This is a genomic window from Curtobacterium sp. 'Ferrero' (genome assembly GCF_002412165.1).
GTDB lineage: Bacteria > Actinomycetota > Actinomycetes > Actinomycetales > Microbacteriaceae > Curtobacterium.
On record NZ_NXIA01000012.1, the window covers coordinates 17,069 to 35,546 of the forward strand.

The following is an 18,478-nucleotide window of genomic DNA, read 5'->3' on the forward strand; positions in this document are numbered from 1 at the left end:
CGAGCCTAACCGCTCCCGGTGACAGCGACGGCGACGCCCTGCCGGAATCGTGGCCCCCGTTCGCCCAGGGCGTTCACCCCTGGTACTGTGTCCCCGGTTCCTCTACAACTTGTAGAAGCGCCACACCGCAGTCCCCCGAAAGGAACCCCATGCGCAAGCGTCCCGCCGTCATCGGCACCGCGACCCTCGGCGTCACCGCTGCCCTCGTCCTCGGCACCGCCGCGGCCGCGAGCGCCCACGTCGAGGCAACGGCGACCTCCACCGCGGCGGACTCGTACACGACGGCCACCTTCTCGGTGCCGCACGGCTGCGACGGCTCGCCCACCACGAAGCTCACCTTCCACGTGCCGGAGAGCATCATCGAGGTCACCCCGACGGTCAACCCGAACTGGTCGATCACGAAGACGACCGAGGCGTACACGAGCCCGTCCGCGTCGTCGGACGACGAGTCCGCCGAGGACGCCGGCCAGCGCGTGACCGCGGTCACCTACACCGCGAAGACGCCGCTCCCGGCCGACGAGCGCGACACGTTCTCGCTGTCGTTCTCGCTGCCGGACGGCAAGGCCGGCGACCGCGTGGAGTTCCCCGTCACGCAGACCTGCGAGAAGGGCTCCGTCGAGTGGGACCAGCAGCAGGAGGACGGCAAGGCCGAGCCGGAGCACCCCGCCCCCTCGGTCGTGCTCACCGCCGCCGTCGCGACCGAGGCCGACGGCGACCCGGTCGAGTCGACGGCCACCACGGCCGCGGCCGAACCCGCGACCACGACCAGCGACCCCGACCTGGTCGGCCGCTTCCTCGGCCTGGGCGGCCTGGTGCTCGGCGCCGCCGCCCTCGTGGTCGCCGTCGCCTCGACCCGCCGACGGACCAGCAAGTGAGGCACCGGCCCGACGGCCCGGCTGCGCGTGCACCGCGTGGCCGGTCCCGTCCGTCCGGGAGGCTCGTGGCCGCGTCCGCCACGGCCCTCGCGATCGCGGGCGGCGCGGTCCTCGGGCTCGCCGCACCCGCCAGCGCGCACAACTACATGATCGCCTCGACGCCGAAGGTCGACGGCACGCTCACGTCGTTGCCGAAGGCGTTCGAGATCACGACCAACGACAAGCTGCTCGACATCGGCGGGTCGAACGCCGGGTTCGCCTACCGGATCGTCGGCCCGGACGGCAAGTACTACGAGGACGGCTGCCTCGAGGTCGACGGCCCCTCCATGACCACGAAGGCCGCGCTCGGGGCCTCCGGCAAGTACACCGTCGAGTGGCAGATCGTCTCGGCCGACGGGCACACCGTCTCGGACGAGTACCCGTTCACGTGGCAGGCGCCGGCGGGCTTCGCCCCGGCGAAGGGCGCTGCGGAGCCGCCGACCTGTGCGACGGCGTCGGACGGGTCGACCAGCCCGGCGACGACGGACGGCACCGCGTCGGGGTCGACCGACTCGGCCGGCACCGACGCGCTCTTCATCGGCGCGGGCGGCGTGGTCGTGGTGGGCGCGGTCGTCGCCGTGCTGCTGCTCCTCCGCCGACGCCCGGCAGCGCCGTCGCCGGACGACCCCGACGAGGACTGACGCCGACGCACCGGACGCGCACCGCGCCTCCCGGCCGCCCCGCCGCACCGCCTGCCGCGCCGCCTGCCGCGCACCCGGAACCAGGTTCCGGACACAGCACCGTGAAAAAGCGCGGTGTGGTGTCCGGAACCTGGTTCCGCGCGCCGGGGACACGCCGAACGCGCGCACCTCGGGGCGGCACGCACACCACGCACGAGGGCCCCGCACCGGACGGTGCGGGGCCCTCGTGGTGCAGCGCTACTTGACGAGCGCCGGCACGTTCTTGCGGCTGGTGAGGACCTGGTCGATCAGGCCGTACTCCAGCGCCTCCTCGGCGGACATGATCTTGTCGCGCTCGATGTCGTTGTTGACCTGCTCCGGCGTGCGGTTCGAGTGCTTCGAGAGCGTCTCCTCGAGCCAGGTGCGCATGCGGAGGATCTCCGCCGCCTGGATCTCGATGTCGGACGCCTGCCCGCCACCCTGCTGGGTCGCGGGCTGGTGGATGAGCACGCGGGCGTTCGGGAGCGCCAGACGCTTGCCCGGGGTGCCGGCCGCGAGGAGCACCGACGCGGCCGAGGCAGCCTGGCCGAGGCAGACCGTCTGGATCTGCGGACGGATGTACTGCATCGTGTCGTAGATCGCCGTCATCGCGGTGAACGAGCCACCGGGCGAGTTGATGTACATGACGATGTCGCGGTCCGGGTCCATCGACTCGAGCACGAGCAGCTGCGCCATGATGTCGTCGGCCGACGCGTCGTCGACCTGGACGCCGAGGAACACGATGCGGTCCTCGAAGAGCTTCGCGTACGGGTCCTGCCGCTTGTAGCCGTAGGCCGTGCGCTCCTCGAAGCTCGGGAGGATGTAACGGTTCGACGGAGCCGGGACGTTCTGCGCGCCACCGAGCATGGGGAGATGCATTCTCGTTTCCTTTTCTTCGGTGGGTCGGGTCAGGACTGGGCGCCGGGCTCGGCCGCGTCGGTGGGGGTCTCGCCGTCGCCGACGGTTCCGCCGCCGCCGACGACCTCGGCCGCCGAACCACGGAGGTGGTCGACGAAGCCGTACTCGAGGGCCTCCTGTGCCGTGAACCAGTTGTCGCGGTCGTTGTCCTTGAGGATCTGCTCGATCGACTTGCCGGTCTGCTCCGCCGTGAGCTCGGCCATCCGCTGCTTCATGTCGAGGATGACCTTCGCCTGCGTCTGGATGTCGGCAGCGGTGCCTCCGAAGCCACCCGACGGCTGGTGCAGCAGCACGCGCGCGTTCGGGGTGATGTAGCGCTTGCCCGGGGTGCCCGACGAGAGCAGGAACTGCCCCATCGAGGCGGCGAGGCCGATGCCCACCGTGACGATGTCGTTCGGCACGAACTGCATCGTGTCGTAGATCGCCATGCCGGCGGTGATCGAGCCACCGGGCGAGTTGATGTAGAGGTAGATGTCCTTCTCAGGGTCCTCGGCCGCGAGCATCAGCAGCTTCGCTGCGATCTCGTTCGAGTTGTCGTCGCGGACCTCGGAGCCGAGCCACACGATCCGGTCTCTCAGAAGGCGGTCAAAAACACTGGGGTTCAGTGTCGCTTCGGCCATGGAAAAGCTCCCGTTCAGTTGTCGCTTGATGTCGAACTTATCGGGTGCAACGCACCACTTCGCGTGTGTTCGCTCTGGGCGGTCGTGACGCGCCCCACAACGGACGGGAGGCGCGGTGCCAGCTGGCACCGCGCCTCCCGTCCGGCCCGTGGGCCGTTGGTCGGAGCGCCTACTCGGCGTCCTCCGCCGGGGTCGTCTCGTCGTCCGAGGCGGTCTGCGCGACACCCGCGGTGAAGGCGGAGAGGTCGACGGCGTCGCCGTTGGAGTCCTTGACGGTCACCTTGGAGAGGACGGTCGCGACGGCCTTCGAGCGGGCCACCTCGCCGACCATGCCCGGGATCTGCCCGTTCTGGTCGATGACGCGGATGAACTCGGTCGGCTCCATGCCGTACTGCGCGGCGGCCTGGATGAGGTACTGCGTGAGCTCCTCCTGCGAGACCTGGATCTCTTCCTTCTCGGCGATCGCGTCGAGGAGGATCTGCGAGCGGAAGGCCTTCTCGCTGGACTCGGCGACCTCCTTGCGGTGCTCGTCGTCCTCGAGGCGGTTCTCCTGCTCGAGGTGGCGGTGCACCTCGTCCTCGATGAGCTTCTCCGAGATCGGGATGTCCACGTCCTCGATGAGCTTCTCGACGAGCTTGTCGCGGGCGGCGGCGCCCTGGCCGAAGGTCTTCGACTTCGCGATCTGCTCCTTGAGGTCCGCCTTGAGCTCGTCGATCGTGTCGAACTGGCTCGCGATCTGCGCGAACTCGTCGTCGGCCTCGGGGAGCTCGCGCTCCTTGACGGCGGTGACGGTCACGGCGATCTGCGCGGTCTCGCCCTCGCGGTCGCCACCGACGAGCGTCGACTCGAAGGTCGTCGACTCACCGGCGGTGAGCGACTCGAGCGCCTCGTCGATGCCCTCGAGCAGGTCGCCCGAACCGATCTCGTAGGAGACGCCCGTGGCCGAGTCGACCTCGTCGTCGCCGATGGTGGCGGTGAGGTCGATCTGCGCGAAGTCGCCCTTGGTCGCCGGACGGTCGACCGTGACGAGCGTGCCGAAGCGGGTGCGCAGGTTCTGCAGCTCCTCCTCGATCTCGTCGTCGGTGACGTCCACGGCGTCGACCGTGAGCTCGTAGTTCGCGTAGTCGGGGAGGTCGAACTCCGGACGGACGTCGACCTCGAAGGTGAGGACGAGGTCGCCCGTGAAGTCCTTGACGTTCGGGAGCTCGGCGACGTCCGCCTCGGCACGGCCGAGGATGCGCAGCTCCTGCTCCTCCACCGCCTGGCGGTAGAAGGTGTCGATCGCGTCGCCGACGGCGTGGTTCAGGACCTCGCCACGGCCGACACGCTGGTCGACGATCGCCGGCGGGACCTTGCCCTTGCGGAAGCCCGGGATGTTGATCTGCTCGGCGATGTGCTTGTACGCGTGGTCGATGCTCGGCTTGAGGTCTTCCGGCGTCACGTTCACGGTGAGCTTGACGCGGGTGTCGCTCAGCTTGTCGACGGTGCTGGTGGCCAAGGGATGTACTCCTGTTGGTTGACGTTCTTGTGGACCTGGTCGGGGCGACAGGATTTGAACCTGCGACCTCCCGCTCCCAAAGCGGGCGCTCTACCAAGCTGAGCTACGCCCCGTTTGACTGGGCCAGGGGTGGGCGCGCACGCCTGACGGCGCGGACGACCCCGATGAGTCTAGCGGTCCGGCGGTCCCGGGTTCCCTGGAGGTCTGGAGCGTCGTGGATCCGGGTCGTCCGGACGGGCCTGTGGAGGATCAGTCGCCCTCGGCGCGCCGGCGCAGGTCCCGCCGCCACCGGAACCCGACGAGGACCTGCACGGCAGCGGCGGCCAGCACGAGCACGACGCCGAGGACGATCCGCCAGACGTGCAGGAGCGCGTGCACGGGCTGGCCCTGTGGATCCCCGAACAGCGCCGGTCGCAGCGAGAACACCACGGCCGCGAGGACCACCAGCACGTAGGAGACGACCCGCGACCACCGGATCCGTCGCGCGTCGCGGTCACTCGGTGGGAGGACCACGCGAGAGCGTCCGTCGTGGGGTGGCATGTCGGTCGCTGTTCGTCCGCTACGATGGTCGGGCTGCGACTCGTGCGCAGCCGCGGGGATGTAGCTCAATGGTAGAGCCCCAGTCTTCCAAACTGGCTACGCGGGTTCGATTCCCGTCATCCCCTCCGTGCTCGTCATCGCCCGTGCTCGTCAGGCGCTGCGCTCCCGCTCTGGTCGCGGTGACGGAGCTCGATCTCCGTCATCTCTCCACACCCCCCACGGGCGGGTCTCGGCTCTGAACCCCTCAGGCGTCGCCGAAGGTGGGCGTGACGTGCGGGCGGTCACCGAGCTCGACCTCGGCACGACGACGCTCGACAGCCCGGAGCGGCAGGAGGTACCCGCCGTCCTTCGGGAAGAGCGAGGTCGTCCACGACACCGTGCCGATCGACACGCGGGCCGGGATCACGCCCACCCGTAGGTGAGCATCGGCGCGAGATCGTGGATCGTCTCGGCAGCGTCTGATGGCACGACGGCGTAGAAGAACGGCGCCGGGCCGCGCCACTCGATGACCTCGCCGTCGAACTCGATCTCCACGCGGCGATCGCACGACGTCGGGCGGACCGATCTGCGGATCGACAGTTGGCCGATCCGGTGCGCGGATCCCGAGGGTCGTGCACCGGATCGGCCACGGCCGAATCAGAACGCGCGCGCACAACGGACCCGGGGCGAACCCGGATCAGCACCAGCACCAACACCAGCACGGCGCATCGCCTGGACGAACGGCCAGGTCTTCCTCGCAACGTCCGACGCTGCGGAGCGTGTCGCCACCGTTGTCAGCACCGCAGCAGGAAGCTGATGACTATGCAAAGAAGTGTTTGCAAATGCTTCTTTGCGGTGTAGGCTCACCGGCATGACCCACGAACCCCGCGTCCTCGACGTCGCGGCCCTCAAGGCACTGGCGCACCCACTCCGCGCCCGGCTGCTCGACCTGCTGTCGCAGCACGGGCCCTCCACGGCGACGACCCTCGGCGCGCGGCTCGGCGAGTCCAGCGGCTCGACGAGCTACCACCTCCGCCAACTCGAGAAGCACGGCCTCGTGCACGAGCTCCCGGACCGCGGGACCGCCCGCGATCGGTGGTGGCAGCGCACCGAGGGCCGGTTCACCATCGGGAGCTCCGGAGCCGGCGCCCCCTCCCCTGCCGAGCAGACCGCGACGCAGCTCGCCGCACTCGCCCTGCAGGACTCCGAGAACGACCTGGTCCGCGACTGGACGACCCGCGACCAGCAGTCGGTGCCCGCGGAGTGGCGGGGGGTCTCGGGTTCGAGCACATACCTCGCCCTGACACCGGACGAGTACGACGCGATGTGGCAGGAGATCGCAGCGGTCGTCGACCGCTACCGCGCCGTGCGCGGTCGTGTCGTCGACCTCCCGGAGGGGGTCCGGCGCGTCTTCACCCAGGTACGCACCGTCCCGATCATCGACGACCACGAGGAGCAGCAGCCGTGACCACCTACCAGCCGCGCACGCTCCCGACGCCCCCGGTCTCCACCGTCGAGGTCCTGACCAACCGGCTCGGTCTGGCCCTCGTCCGCTGGAGCATCCGGCACGCCGAGCGCCGCGCCCTCCGAGCAGCCGCCGACCGCGAGCACGCCCTGCGCCGGGCTGCCGGCGTCGACACTCCGCCGCTGACGAGCGCGACGACCGACCTCGTCCGGGTGCAGGTCACGCGGCGCTGGTGACCGTCAGGCGTCGCCGAGGGTGAGCGTCACGTGCGGGACGTCGCCGAGCTCGACACCCGCACGACGTCGCTCGACGGCACGGAGCGGCACGAGGTAGCCGCCGTCCTTCGGGAACAGCGAGGTCATCCACGTCACGCTGCCGATCGACACGTTGGCCGGGATCACACCCCACCCGTAGGTGAGCATCGGCGCGAGCTCGTGGATCGTCTCGGCAGCGTCGGGCGGCACGACGGCGTAGAAGAACGGCGCCGGGCCGCGCCACTCGATGACCTCGCCGTCGAACTCGATCTCCACGCGGCGATCGTACGACGTCGGGCGAGCCGGTTCCCGGATCCGGCGATGGCCGATCCGGTGCGCGGATCCCGAGGATCGTGCACCGGATCGGCCAAACGAAGCCGAGGTCATGTCCGACGCACGCCGACGGGACGGGCGCACTCCGCGCCTCCAGGCCGGTGCCAGGTCCGACGCGCGCCGGCGGGACGGACGCACCCCCGCGCCTCCGGGCCGGTGCCGGAGACGCGGGGCGCGGGGCGCGCAGAGCGAGCCGTCGGGACGACGCGTGTCAGTGGTACGTCGCGGCCTGCCCGTAGAGGACCTGCGTGAACGACGAGACGTACGGCGAGACGTCACCGTCCGGCAGGTTGTACGTCATGAAGACGCCGTACCCGTCCGCCTTGGTGCGCTCTGCCAGGGACACGGCGGTCAACTGCGGGGTGTTCTGGATGTCGACCGCGGCCGCCGAGAGCTGCGCCTTCGTCAGGCCCGGGATCGACGGCGCCGAGTAGGTGCCGTAGTACGGGTTCCAGGCGTAGTCGAGCTGCGAGCCGATGGCCGGGCTCGACGACGACAGGGCGTCCGAAGCCGGGCCGATGTCGTAGAACGAGATGAGCTTGCCGGGCATGTCCGCGCGGAGGGCGCTGATCAGCCACCCGATGGACTGCTGGTTCGGCTGCGGGGTGCCGTTCGTGCCGTAGTCGGAGTACTCGTCGTCGAGGTCGACGCCGTCGAGCCCGTACTTCGCCACGGTCGCGGAGACCTGTGCCGCGAAGTCCGCCGCGGCAGCCTGCGTCGGGAAGTTCGCGATCCCGGCGCCCTGGTGGTTGCCGAGGATCGACAGCGAGACCTTGATGCCCTTCGCCTGCAGCGGGCGGATCTGCGTCGCGGCGTCGTCGAGTGTGCGCTGCACGTTCTCGTTGTTGTACAGGACCGCCTTCGACCCGTCCCAGTTGATGTTCGCGGCGAAGATGATCGCCACGTCGAACGCGTTCGCGCCGTTCGCCAGGGTGTACCGGCCGACGTTCGACAGCTGGTCGTTGTTGACCTCGACGTAGGCGATGCTCGTCGGCCCCGCCTTGGTCGGGGCGGCGTGGGGCTGCTTGCCGTGACCGACACCGTGGTGCGCGCCGACGCCGTGCGCCAGTCCCGTGGGCGACGGCGCCGCCGAGGCCGCGGCCGGCACCAGCGGTGCCGCCACCATCGCGGCGATCGCCGCGACGATGCTGAGCTTCGTGGACTTCTTCATGACACTCCTCTTCGAGTGATGAACCGGCCGACGGGTGCCGACCGGGGGTCGGCGAGCGCCGACCAGGCCGCCGCCGGGGCACCCGAAGCCCCGGCGGCGGAGTCTCAGGCGTCGGTCCGTGGGAAGCGGAACGTGCGCACCTCGTACGCATCGACCGGGAACGCGGCGACGCCGTCGGTGACCGAGGCCACACCGGGCAGGGCCGCGTCGGGCTCCTCGAGCAGCGTGACCTCGACCGGATCGCCGAAGACCGCGCCCGAGGCGGGCCCCGCACCGGCCCCGGGCACCGCGATGCCGCCGGTCCCCCGGCGTCCGGACGGCTCGTACACGCGGACGACCAGGTCACCCGAGCGGTCGTCGGCGAGCTTGACGCTCGACAGCACGATGTCGCCGGAGACCTGCACGAGCGGCGCGAACCCCTGCGCACCCGTGACCGTGCGTGCGGGGGCGTTCATGACGACTCCGGCCGCCGTGGCGCCGAGCTGGTCGGTCCCGATGACGATCCCGTACCGGTGCGTCTGCACACCCTGGTCGGTCTCGGGGTCGGGGAACCGCGGCGCGCGGAGCAGCGAGAGCCGCACGGTCGTGGTGACGTGGCCGTCGACGGCGTCACGAGTCGTGTCGAACCCGTGGATCGAGTCGTTCACCAGTGCGACGCCGAACCCGGGCTCCTCCACGAGGACGTACCGGTGCATCGAGGTCTCGAACTTCGCGGCCTCCCACGAGGTGTTCGTGTGGGTCACCCGCTTCTGCGCACCGAACTGGGTCTCGGCGACGGTGTGCTCCGCCCGGACGTCGAGCGGGAACGCCACCTTGAGGAACTTCTCGGTCTCGTGCCAGTCGGTGACCTGCGCGAACTCGACCGTGCGGGAACCCGGGGCGAGCGTGATCTCCTGCGTGACGGTCGAGTTGCCGAACGCCCGGGCGACGGTGACCCGCGCGGTGCCGTCGACGTCGACCGAGGCGGCGAGCGAGGTGACGTCGACGAGGTCCTCGACCCGGTTGCGGTAGTAGCGGTCGACGTCCCACGCGTCCCACATGTTCGGGAAGTCCTGGTGGAGCTGGAGCAGGTTCGCGACCTGCCCGGGTGCGATCGCCTCGCGTCCGGTGGTCAGGTCGACGGCACTCGTCACGAGGCCACGGCCGTCGACGACGACCCGGACCAGCTCGTTCGTCAGGACGTACCCGCCGTCCTGCTCGGCGAGCGACACCGGGTTCGTCGCCGCCACGTCGGTCGCCGCGATCGCGCCCTGCGCGGGTGCGCCGGCCTGGAGGAACGGGGCCGGGTTGACCACGACGGTCGCGTCGCCGACACCGGCGAGCGCCGACAGCGCCCGCTCGATGATCGCCGACAGTGCGGCTGCAGTCTCGGCGTACTTCGCGACCGCTTCGCGGTGCACCCAGGCGATCGAGGTGCCCGGGAGGATGTCGTGGAACTGCTGCAGGAGGACCTGCTGCCACAGCGCGTCGAGCTCGTCGTACGGGTACGCGAAGTCGGTGCGGGCGGCGGCGGTCGCTGCCCACAGCTCGGCCTCGATCAGGAGCTGCTCGCAGCGGCGGTTGCCCTGCTTGGTCTGGTGCTGGCTGGTCAGGGTGGCGCGGTGGAGCTCGAGGTAGAGCTCCCCCACCCACACCGGCGGGTTCGGCAGCTCGGACTTCGCCCGCTCGAAGAACGCGTCCGGGTGCTCCCAGCGGACCTTGGCGCTGCCCTCGAGGTCGGCGAGCCGCGCGGCCGTGCCGGTCATCTCGCGGGTGGTCCCACCGCCGCCGTCACCCCACCCGACGGGCGCGATGGAGCCCGTCGCCAGCCGGTTCTCGCGGAACTGCCGGGAGGCCTTCGCGACCTCTTCGCCGGAGAGCCGGGAGTTGTAGGTGTCCATCGACGGGAAGTGCGAGAACACCCGCGAGCCGTCGATGCCCTCCCAGAGGAACGTGTGGTGCGGGAACTTGTTCACCTGGTTCCACGAGATCTTCTGCGTGAAGAACCACTCGAAGCCCGCGCGGCGCATGAGCTGCGGCAGGGCCGGCGAGTAGCCGAAGCTGTCCGGCAGCCAGACGCCCTTCGGTCGGATCCCGAACTCCCGCTCGAAGAACCGCTGGCCCTGCGAGAACTGCCGCACGATGCTCTCGCCCGTCGGCATCACCGTGTCGGACTCCACCCACATGCCCCCGAGCGGCAGGAACCGACCGGCCTCGACAGCGGCCCGCACCCGGGCGTACACCTCGGGCCGGTGCTCCTTGATCCACGCGTACTGCTGCGCGCTCGACATGCCGTACAGGAAGTCGTCGGTCTGGTCGATGAGCTCGGTCATCGTCGACGTCGTGCGGGCGACCTTCCGGATCGTCTCGCGGACCGGCCAGAGCCAGGCGGAGTCGATGTGCGCGTGGCCGATCGCCGAGATCGTGTGGGCGGACGCGTCGGCCGGCGCCGCCAGGACCTCGGCGAGCGCCGCACGGGCGTCGGCAGCGGTCTCCGGGATGTGCTGCAGGTCGAGCCGGTCGAGGGCGTCGTCGAGGGCCTGCAGGATGCGCATCCGTCGGGGTCCGTCGGACAGCTGCGCCTGGAGTTCGAGCAGCACCTCGAGGTCGAGCGCGAGCTCGTGCACCTCGGACTCGAACACGGCGAGGTCCATGCGGCGCGAGGTGTAGAGGCGCTTCGGGGACGAGGTCTCGATGTCGCCCTCGTGCGTGACGAGGAAGGGGTGGTAGTCGAGCAGGACCGGGTTCGACGCGGCCTCGACGAAGAGCTCCACGGTCTCGCCGCCCGCGGCCTCCTCGGCGACGAGGACCCACTGGTTGCGCGGGTTGATCGACTTCACCGGGGTGCCGTCGGCGAGGTACACCAGGCCCTCGCACTGGAAGCCCGGCATGTTCTTGTCGAAGCCGAGGTCGATCACGGCCTCCACGCGACGCCCGGCCCACTCGGCCGGCACGGTGCCGCTCAGCCGGAACCACGTCGTGCCCCACGCCGCACCCCACGTCGTGCCGACCTCGTACGGCTCGAAGTCGAGCTGCAGGCCGGACGCGGGCGGGATCGGCTCCCCCGGCAACTCGTGCCAGGCGGTGTCGAGCGGTGTCGCCGTGGCGTGCACGGCGGGCAGGATCCGCTCGTCGAGGACCCGTCGGGCGCGTCCGGTGGTGAGGGGGATGTCGTCGTGCATGGGGTCCTTCCGGGAGGGAGGGTCGGCGTCGCTGCCGGCAGCAGGGCGGATGGGATGGTCGGGGGCGTCGCCCGGGGCAGGCGTCGCCCGGTCAGGGCATGGTGGCGGGGTGGGCGACCGTCAGGGCGGTGCCGTCGAGGTCACCCGGCACGTCCACGATGGTGGTGATCCCCCGCGCGGTGCGGAGTGCCTCGTCGGCGAGTCGGGAACGCAGGAGCACCTGCGGGCCGCGGCCGTCAGCGGACGACTCGGCGAGCGCGAGCCACGCGGCGGCGAACCGTCCGCCGGGCGCGCAGTCGGCCCGGGTGCCGTACCGGGGCGCGCCGTCGTCGAGCACGTCGTCGAGCACGAGCGCGGTCGACGGGGGCTCCGCCGGCGACGGCACTCCCGCACGGGCGAGCGCCGCGAACGCCTCCCCCGCGGGCTTCAGCGCGCCGTCGTTCGTGAACAGCCCGAGGTCGTACTCGAGCTCGGGGAAGTCCGCGAGCGACCGGGAGACGTCGTGCGAACACCACCAGGTCACGCCGAGGAGCTGTTGCGCGCCGAGCACGTGCCGGATCGTCTGCTCCGTGAACGACGCCGCCTGGTCCGCCGGGACGACGTTCGTCGGGGCGCCGACCTCCTGCAGCCAGTTCGGCCGGTCGGGCTCGCGGTTCCACGCCGCGGCGAGCTGGAGCAGGTACTCGCCGTGCCGGACGGACCCGGCGCCGAGCGGACCGTGCAGCGTGGCCGTGCCGTTGAACACCCACGAGTGCGTGATCGTGGCGTCACCGTGGTCCGCCGCGTGCTCCGGCCCGAAGGGCTGCGCGTCGTCGTACCAGGCCGCGTCGTACTGCGCGACCGTCACCAGCGGCCCTGGGCGCGACCCGGCGTCGGAGGCGACCGACGTGCCGGACCCGAGCCGGGCCTCCCGTCCGAGTCCCCGCCGCGCCGCGGCGACCATCGCCGCCGCCCACGCGTGCCCCTGCTCCGCCGTGATGTCGTGCGGGGCGGGGTGCGGTGCGTGCGCGAACTGGTTGACCTCGTTGCCGATCGACATGCCGAGCAGGTTCGGGCGGTCCGCGACCGATCCGGCGAGCGCCTCGACGTACGCGGCGGTCGACGCGACGACGTCCGGGTCGGTGAACATGTTCCGGCGGTGCCAGCTGTCGAGCCACGACGGGACGAAGTCGAAGCTCGACAGGTGTCCCTGCAGGGCGTCGACGTTGACGTCGAGCCCGAACGATCCGGCGATGTCGACGACCGTCGCGACGTCGCGCAGTGCCGATGCCCGGATGAGCGTCCGGTTCGGCTGCACGACAGGCCAGAGCGGGAAGATCCGGACGTGGTCCGCTCCGAGCGAGGCGATCGCCTCGAGGTCCCGCGCCGTGTCCGACGCCGAGAAGTCGAGCCAGGAGTGGAACCAGCCGACGGCCGGGGTGTAGTTGACGCCGAACCGCATCAGCCCTTCACACCGCCCTCTTCGACGCCCTTGAAGAAGAACCGCTGCAGCACCGCGAAGATCACCGCGATCGGGATGAACGCGATCATGGTGCCGGCCGCGATCATCCGCTGGTCGGTGGCGAACGTGCCCTGGAGGTACTGCAGGCCGACCGTCAGGGTGAGGTTCTGCGGCGACTGGAGCACGATGAGCGGCCAGAGGAAGTCGTCCCACGCGCCGATGAACGAGAAGATCGCGATCACCGCGATGGTCCCCTGCACGGCCGGCAGCGCGATGTACCGGAGGCGCTGCATCGCGTTCGCGCCGTCCATCACCGCGGCCTGGTCGATCTCCTCGGGGATCTGTCGGAACGCGTTGAACATGAGCAGGACGTTGAGCGCCGCGATCATGCCGGGCAGGGCGACGCCGACGAGGTTGTCGGCGAGGCCGAGGTCCTTCACGGTGACGAACTGGCTGATGATCGTCGCCTCGCCCGGCAGCACGAGGGTGGCGAGGAACAGGCCGAGCACGACCTTCCGGTAGCGCCACTGCAGTCGGGCGAGGGCGAACCCGGCGAGGGTCGCGAAGACGATGTTGCCGAACACGTCGATCGCGGCGACGAGCAGCGAGTTGCCGATGTACCGCCAGACCGGGATCGCCGCGGCCACCTTGAGGTAGTTCTCGATGGTCGGCTCGGTCGGGATGAACGACGGGTTCGCGGTGTAGATGTCCTCGCCCGCGCCCTTGAGCGAGGTGGACAGCTGCCAGAGGAACGGCCCGATCGTGATGAAGAGCACCACCACGAGCAGGACGTAGCGGACCACCTTCTCGCGGGTGGACATGACGCCCCAGACGACGCGGCGTCGCCCGCGGGGCGGCCGGGAGGCACCACCCGGCCGGGTCGCGCCGGTCACGTCCGGCGTCGGGCTGGCGGCACCGCGGGCGCCGGTCAGGGCGGGTTCGGTGCTGGTCGTGTTCGTCACTTGTCGGCCTTGCTGTTCATGCGGGCGAGGGCGAGCATCGGGATGAGCGTCACGACGAAGAGCAGGAGGCTCAGGGCGGACGCGTAGCCGAGGTTGCCGGTGAACCCGCGGGCGTACTGCTGGATGAGCATGACGAGCGAGTTGTCCTGCCCGCCGGGGCCACCCGTGCCGTTGGTGAGGATGTAGAGCTCGCTGAAGACCCGGAGCGCCGAGACGCACACGAGGATGCCGACGAGGGTCATCGTCCCGCGGACGCCGGGCATCGTGACCGACCAGAACCGCCGCACGGCTCCGGCGCCGTCGAGCGCCGCCGCTTCGTGGAGGTCCTTGCCGACGTTCCCGAGCGCCGCGAGGAAGATGATCATGTAGTAGCCGAGGCCCTTCCAGACGGTGAGGCTGATCGCGCTGATGAGCAGCAGCCACCGGTCGGTGAGGAACGGGATGCCCGCGCCGCCGAGGGCCTTCACGATCTCGTTGATGACCCCGCGGTCGTCGAGGATCCAGGTCCAGATCAGGCCGACGACGACCGCGGAGGCGATCACGGGCGTGTAGTACGCCGTGCGGAAGAACGCGATCCCGGGGAGCTTCTGCTGCACGAGCACCGCGATGAGCAGCGGCAGGATCGTGAGCAGCGGCAGGCAGATCGCCATGTAGATGACGCTGTTGAGGAGCGCCTCCCACACCTGCGGGTCCGCGAGCAGGGTCCGGAAGTTCGCGAGGCCCACCCACTGGCTCACGCCCCCGAGCGGGCTGGCGTTCGTGAACGACAGCCGGACGGTGTTGATCGACGGCCAGAGGCTGAACCCGACGAGCCAGACGAGTGCCGGCAGGACCAGGAGCCAGGGCGTGAACCAGCGGTTGGCGCGCATCAGCTGTTCGCCAGCAGGGTGTTCATCTTGGTCTGCGCGGTCTCGAGGGCCTGCTTCGCGCTGACCTGGCCCTTCATGGCGAGGGCGATCTGCTGGTCGAGGAAGTCCGTCATCGCGGAGTTCGCCTGGACCGGGTTGAGGACCTTCGCCTGCTTGAGCGCCTCGTTCGCGAGCACGCGGGCCTTGCCGTTCACGGTGCCGTCGTCCTTCGAGAAGTACGGGTCGGACTGCGACGAGGTCGTCGACGGGAAGATGTTCACCAGGTGTGCGAACGCCTCCTGGTTCTTCGCGTTCGTCATGTACTGCGCGAACGCCTCGGCGGTGGCGAGGTGCTTCGACTTCGACGACACCGACAGGCCCTGCACGTACAGCGGCGGGGTGTCGAGCGCCGGGCTGACGACGACGTTGCCCTTGAGCGACGGGTTGTTCTTGATCATGTCGCTCAGCGCGGTCGCGCCACCGGTCGTCCAGGCGACCTTCTGCTGCGTGAAGAGCGTCGAGTTGCCGAGGTAGTCGCTGTTCAGGACGTTGGAGGGCATGTAGCCGTCCTGGTACGCGGTCTTGTAGCGGTCGATGAGGTCGGCCGCCTTCGACGAGTCCGCGAACACGAACTTGGTGCCGTCGCCGTTGAGCACCTTGACGCCGGCGAGCGTGAAGTCGCCGAGGCCGGGCTTGCGGCTCATCAGGTAGTCGGTCGGGCAGTTCTCGTGCATGGTCTTCGCCTGCGTGAACAGCTCGTCGGTGGTGGCCGGCGGGTTGGACGCGTCGAGACCGCACTTGTCGAACATCGACTTGTTCCAGTAGTCGACGTCTGTGTTGAGGTACCACGGGTAGCCGTACGTGCCGTCGAGGCCCTTGTACTCGTACGAGTCGAGCGCGCCGGAGACGTAGGTGCTCGCGAGCTTGCTGTCGTCCTTCGACACGTCCTGCAGGTAGCCGCGCTTCGCGAGCGGCAGGGCGATGTCCGGCGGCAGGTTGATGACGTCCGGCAGCGTGTTCGACGAGGCCTGGCTGAGCACCTTGTCCGCGTAGCCGTCGCCCGGCTGGTCCTGCAGCTTCACCTTGGCGTCCGGGTGCTCCTTCTCGAACCCCGTGATGACGCCGTTGAGGTAGTCCGTGTACGTCGGCGTGAGCGCCCAGGTCTGCAGCGTGATCGTGCCGTCGATCTTCCCGCTGCTGCTGCTCGTCGCACCGCTGCCGCTCGAGCAGCCGGTGAGCACGAGCGCCGTCGCCGCGGCGGTCGCGAGGAGGGCTGCTGCACGGCCCCGCGTCGCTGTTCTGGTGGTCCTCATGGATCTGACTCCTTCGTCGTCCTGCTGAACCGGTTCAGTCCCTGTCGCCGAACCCGTCGAATGCAGCGATGGTGACCGACTAAAGCGCTATAGTCAAGCCCGTGGTCAAGAACCGTCGGACGACGATCGCCGACATCGCAGCACGCGCGGGCGTGTCCATCAGCGCGGTCTCGTTCGCGCTCAACGACCGTCCCGGGGTCTCGGACGACACCCGTCGACGGGTGCAGGAGATCGCCCGGGCACTCGACTGGCAGCCCCACTCCGCGGCCCGGGCACTCGGGGGTGCGCGTGCCGGGTCGATCGGGTTCGTCCTGAACCGCCCGGCACGGACGCTCGGCACCGAGTCGTTCTTCGGCGACCTCATCTCCGGCATCCAGCTCGGGCTCGCGGGCAGCCACGTCGGGATGAACCTCCTCGTCGCACGCGACGCGGACGAGGAACTCGCGACCTACCGGGACTGGTGGCGCGGACACCGGGTCGACGGGGTGATCCTCATCGACCCACGCCGCGAGGACCCTCGCCTGACACTCCTGGCCGAGCTCGGCATGCCCACCGTGGTCGTCGGCTCACACCCCTCCCCGGCCGGCACCGCGCCGACCGTCTGGATCGACGACTCGGACGCGGCCGACACGGTGCTGCGGTACCTGCACGCGCTTGGCCACCGCCGCATCGCGCACGTCGCCGGGCGCCCCGAGTTCGAGCACACCGCCATGCGGATCGAACGGGTCAGGGCGTTCGCCGCCTCGGGCGAGTTCGACGACGCCGCGTCGGTCCCGACCGACTACTCGGCCGAGGCGGGGGCCGCCGCGACGCGCGCGCTGCTGTCGCGGCAGGTCCGCCCGACCGCGATCGTGTACGACAACGACGTGCTCGCCGTGGCCGGCCTCGGCGTCGCGAGCGAGATGGGCGTCCAGGTCCCGGGCGAGGTCTCGATCGTGTCGTTCGACGACTCCGCGATGATCCGGCTCGTCCGCCCGTCGATCACCTCGCTCACCCGCGACACGGTCGACCTCGGCCAGCGGGCCGCGACGCTCCTCCGCGCCCAGATCGACGCCGACGCACCGCTCCCGTCGCTCGCCGGACCCGCGTTGACGCTCAGCGTCCGGGAGTCGACGGGGCCCGTCCCCCGCTCCGGTGCGGCAGGTGGAGTCCGCTGAGCGCACTGCGTTGACATGCGCCTCCAGGGCGAGGATCGTTTACGCCACACCGGTACAGCAAGTAACTCGATCATCGAGACTTTCGATGGGTCGAACGACGTACTGGAAGGAGGCACCATGAAGAAGAGTGAGGTGCCGTCCTGGGTGGCGCACGTGCTCACCCCACCCGAGGTCATCTCGGCCTACGTGGAGCGACGGGTCAACGACCCGGCACTCCTGTCGGGTGAGCAGTCCGAGCCCACGTACGCGGACTTCCTCCGCGACGAGTAGGCGGGTCTTGTCCGGACTGGAGGCCCTGCGCGCGTTCCGTCCGCACGGAACGTGATGCGGGCCTCCAGTCCGAGTCCGGGCCCCCGGCCGCGCTGCGCGCGGCCCGTCAGACCGCCGGCGGGAGGACGCCGCGCCGTCGGCGCGCGGACAGCGTGACCCCGATGCTCGCGACCGTCACGCAGACGAGCGCCGCCACCTCCAGCACGGAGAGCCCCTCGGCGAGCACGAGCAGTCCCGCGAGGGCCGCGACCGCCGGTCCGGTGCTCTGCAGCACCCCGAACACGCGCGTCGGCATCCGGCGCAGCGCGAGCATCTCGAGCGCGTAGGGCAACACGCTCGACAGCACCGCGACCGCGCCGAACACGAGCAGCAGCGACGGATCGGCGACGATCCCGCGCACGGCCGCACGCGCGCCGAACGGCAGCGCCACGACCATCGCGACGAGCATCGACACCGCGAGGCCGTCCACGCCGGGGATCGCCTGCCCGACGTGCCGGTTCATCACGATGTAGCCTGCCCAGCACGCCGCGGCCAGCACCGCGAAGACGACGCCGGTCGCCGAGGTGACGGCCGACGGCCCGATCCCGAGCAGCACGACGCCCGCGAGCGCCAGCGCTGCCCAGAGTGCGTCTCGCCAGCGTCGGGTGTGCACGAGCGACAGGGTGAGCGGTCCGAGGAACTCGATCGTGACGGCGACGCCGATCGGGATGCTCGCGAAGGCGACGTAGATGCAGACGTTCATCCCGCCGAGTGCGACCCCGAGCGCCAGCGCTCCCAACCACTGCGGCCGCGACCAGCGCCGGACACGGGGCCGGACGACGAGTGCGAGGACGACCGCGCCGATCACGAGCCGGAGGGTCGCGGCGCCGACCGACCCGACCTCGTCGAAGCGCGTCTTCGCGATCGCCGCGCCGAGCTGGACGGAGACGATCGCCGCGAGGGCGAGGAGCGGGGCGGGGACGCGTGTCACGAGGT

General features: G+C 70.4%; 20 protein-coding genes and 2 tRNA genes. 7 read left to right on the forward strand and 15 right to left on the reverse strand.

The annotated features are described in order from the left end of the window. The first annotated feature begins 149 nt into the window (after nucleotides 1-149). Together Csp2054_RS11390 and Csp2054_RS11395 are read left to right on the forward strand one after the other, a co-directional pair. Nucleotides 150-875 (forward strand): YcnI family protein, encoded by a 726-nt coding sequence (locus Csp2054_RS11390; RefSeq protein ID WP_096899438.1) that lies wholly within the window; start codon nucleotides 150-152, stop codon nucleotides 873-875. 65 nt (nucleotides 876-940) lie between these two features. After that, nucleotides 941-1,555 carry a copper resistance protein CopC gene (locus tag Csp2054_RS11395; RefSeq protein ID WP_096899439.1) on the forward strand — a complete coding sequence of 205 codons (615 nt, stop codon included), beginning with the start codon at nucleotides 941-943 and terminating at the stop codon, nucleotides 1,553-1,555. Nucleotides 1,556-1,792: 237 nt separating this feature from the next. Here Csp2054_RS11395 and Csp2054_RS11400 read toward each other — a convergent pair whose 3' ends face one another. The 5 genes from Csp2054_RS11400 to Csp2054_RS11420 form a co-directional block, all read right to left on the reverse strand. After that, nucleotides 1,793-2,452: an ATP-dependent Clp protease proteolytic subunit gene (locus Csp2054_RS11400; RefSeq protein WP_058725494.1), complete on the reverse strand. Its 660-nt coding sequence runs from the start codon at nucleotides 2,450-2,452 to the stop codon at nucleotides 1,793-1,795. A 29-nt stretch (nucleotides 2,453-2,481) separates the two neighbouring features. After that, nucleotides 2,482-3,111: an ATP-dependent Clp protease proteolytic subunit gene (locus Csp2054_RS11405; RefSeq protein ID WP_058725495.1), complete on the reverse strand. Its 630-nt coding sequence runs from the start codon at nucleotides 3,109-3,111 to the stop codon at nucleotides 2,482-2,484. 169 nt (nucleotides 3,112-3,280) lie between these two features. Next, nucleotides 3,281-4,609, reverse strand: a complete 1,329-nt coding sequence (gene tig / locus Csp2054_RS11410) for a trigger factor (RefSeq protein ID WP_096899440.1) — start codon at nucleotides 4,607-4,609, stop codon at nucleotides 3,281-3,283. Nucleotides 4,610-4,645: 36 nt separating this feature from the next. Continuing rightward, nucleotides 4,646-4,722, reverse strand: a tRNA-Pro gene (locus Csp2054_RS11415). 136 nt (nucleotides 4,723-4,858) lie between these two features. Next, complete coding sequence (locus Csp2054_RS11420) at nucleotides 4,859-5,122, reverse strand: hypothetical protein (RefSeq protein ID WP_096899441.1); 264 nt, start codon at nucleotides 5,120-5,122, stop codon at nucleotides 4,859-4,861. Between the two features lie 81 nt (nucleotides 5,123-5,203). Between Csp2054_RS11420 and Csp2054_RS11425 the strand changes: the two genes are divergently transcribed. Continuing rightward, nucleotides 5,204-5,274, forward strand: a tRNA-Gly gene (locus tag Csp2054_RS11425). Between the two features lie 119 nt (nucleotides 5,275-5,393). Here the strand turns inward: Csp2054_RS11425 and Csp2054_RS18545 are convergent. Together Csp2054_RS18545 and Csp2054_RS18550 are read right to left on the reverse strand one after the other, a co-directional pair. After that, on the reverse strand, nucleotides 5,394-5,555 hold the full coding sequence (locus Csp2054_RS18545) for a DUF1905 domain-containing protein (RefSeq protein WP_255252714.1): 162 nt from the start codon (nucleotides 5,553-5,555) through the stop codon (nucleotides 5,394-5,396). Further along, nucleotides 5,552-5,683: a hypothetical protein gene (locus tag Csp2054_RS18550; RefSeq protein WP_255252715.1), complete on the reverse strand. Its 132-nt coding sequence runs from the start codon at nucleotides 5,681-5,683 to the stop codon at nucleotides 5,552-5,554. Before Csp2054_RS18550 ends, Csp2054_RS18545 begins: the two co-directional genes overlap by 4 nt. Before the next feature lie 316 nt (nucleotides 5,684-5,999). Here Csp2054_RS18550 and Csp2054_RS11435 point away from each other — a divergent pair, with 316 nt between their 5' ends. Next, nucleotides 6,000-6,596 carry an ArsR/SmtB family transcription factor gene (locus tag Csp2054_RS11435; RefSeq protein WP_096899442.1) on the forward strand — a complete coding sequence of 199 codons (597 nt, stop codon included), beginning with the start codon at nucleotides 6,000-6,002 and terminating at the stop codon, nucleotides 6,594-6,596. Then, nucleotides 6,593-6,829: a hypothetical protein gene (locus Csp2054_RS11440; RefSeq protein WP_096899443.1), complete on the forward strand. Its 237-nt coding sequence runs from the start codon at nucleotides 6,593-6,595 to the stop codon at nucleotides 6,827-6,829. Before Csp2054_RS11435 ends, Csp2054_RS11440 begins: the two co-directional genes overlap by 4 nt. Nucleotides 6,830-6,832: 3 nt before the next feature. Here Csp2054_RS11440 and Csp2054_RS11445 read toward each other — a convergent pair whose 3' ends face one another. The 7 genes from Csp2054_RS11445 to Csp2054_RS11475 all read right to left on the reverse strand — a co-directional run bounded on the left by Csp2054_RS11445 (nucleotide 6,833) and on the right by Csp2054_RS11475 (nucleotide 16,076). Next, nucleotides 6,833-7,123, reverse strand: coding sequence for a DUF1905 domain-containing protein (locus tag Csp2054_RS11445; protein WP_096899444.1), 291 nt, complete (start codon nucleotides 7,121-7,123; stop codon nucleotides 6,833-6,835). 268 nt (nucleotides 7,124-7,391) lie between these two features. After that, on the reverse strand, nucleotides 7,392-8,351 hold the full coding sequence (locus tag Csp2054_RS11450; RefSeq protein ID WP_096899445.1) for an endo-beta-N-acetylglucosaminidase H: 960 nt from the start codon (nucleotides 8,349-8,351) through the stop codon (nucleotides 7,392-7,394). A 104-nt stretch (nucleotides 8,352-8,455) separates the two neighbouring features. Continuing rightward, a complete protein-coding gene (locus tag Csp2054_RS11455; RefSeq protein ID WP_096899446.1) occupies nucleotides 8,456-11,512 on the reverse strand; it encodes an alpha-mannosidase in 3,057 nt (1,018 codons plus the stop codon). Nucleotides 11,513-11,603: 91 nt separating this feature from the next. Continuing rightward, a complete protein-coding gene (locus tag Csp2054_RS11460) occupies nucleotides 11,604-12,953 on the reverse strand; it encodes a glycoside hydrolase 5 family protein (RefSeq protein WP_096899447.1) in 1,350 nt (449 codons plus the stop codon). Further along, complete coding sequence (locus tag Csp2054_RS11465) at nucleotides 12,953-13,915, reverse strand: carbohydrate ABC transporter permease (protein WP_217990914.1); 963 nt, start codon at nucleotides 13,913-13,915, stop codon at nucleotides 12,953-12,955. Before Csp2054_RS11465 ends, Csp2054_RS11460 begins: the two co-directional genes overlap by 1 nt. Next, nucleotides 13,912-14,784, reverse strand: a complete 873-nt coding sequence (locus Csp2054_RS11470; protein ID WP_096899448.1) for a carbohydrate ABC transporter permease — start codon at nucleotides 14,782-14,784, stop codon at nucleotides 13,912-13,914. The genes Csp2054_RS11465 and Csp2054_RS11470 overlap by 4 nt, the downstream gene beginning before the upstream one ends. After that, nucleotides 14,784-16,076 carry an ABC transporter substrate-binding protein gene (locus tag Csp2054_RS11475; RefSeq protein ID WP_096899449.1) on the reverse strand — a complete coding sequence of 431 codons (1,293 nt, stop codon included), beginning with the start codon at nucleotides 16,074-16,076 and terminating at the stop codon, nucleotides 14,784-14,786. The genes Csp2054_RS11470 and Csp2054_RS11475 overlap by 1 nt, the downstream gene beginning before the upstream one ends. Before the next feature lie 101 nt (nucleotides 16,077-16,177). On the opposite strand from Csp2054_RS11475, the gene Csp2054_RS11480 reads away from it, so the two are divergent. Further along, entirely contained in the window at nucleotides 16,178-17,233 is a 1,056-nt protein-coding gene (locus tag Csp2054_RS11480; protein ID WP_096899450.1) for a LacI family DNA-binding transcriptional regulator, read from the forward strand. Between the two features lie 117 nt (nucleotides 17,234-17,350). Further along, nucleotides 17,351-17,503: a hypothetical protein gene (locus Csp2054_RS18145; protein WP_176491672.1), complete on the forward strand. Its 153-nt coding sequence runs from the start codon at nucleotides 17,351-17,353 to the stop codon at nucleotides 17,501-17,503. Nucleotides 17,504-17,609: 106 nt separating this feature from the next. On the opposite strand, the gene Csp2054_RS11485 is transcribed toward Csp2054_RS18145, so the two are convergent. Beyond that, nucleotides 17,610-18,473 (reverse strand): EamA family transporter, encoded by an 864-nt coding sequence (locus Csp2054_RS11485; protein WP_096899451.1) that lies wholly within the window; start codon nucleotides 18,471-18,473, stop codon nucleotides 17,610-17,612. Between the last annotated feature and the right edge of the window lie 5 nt (nucleotides 18,474-18,478).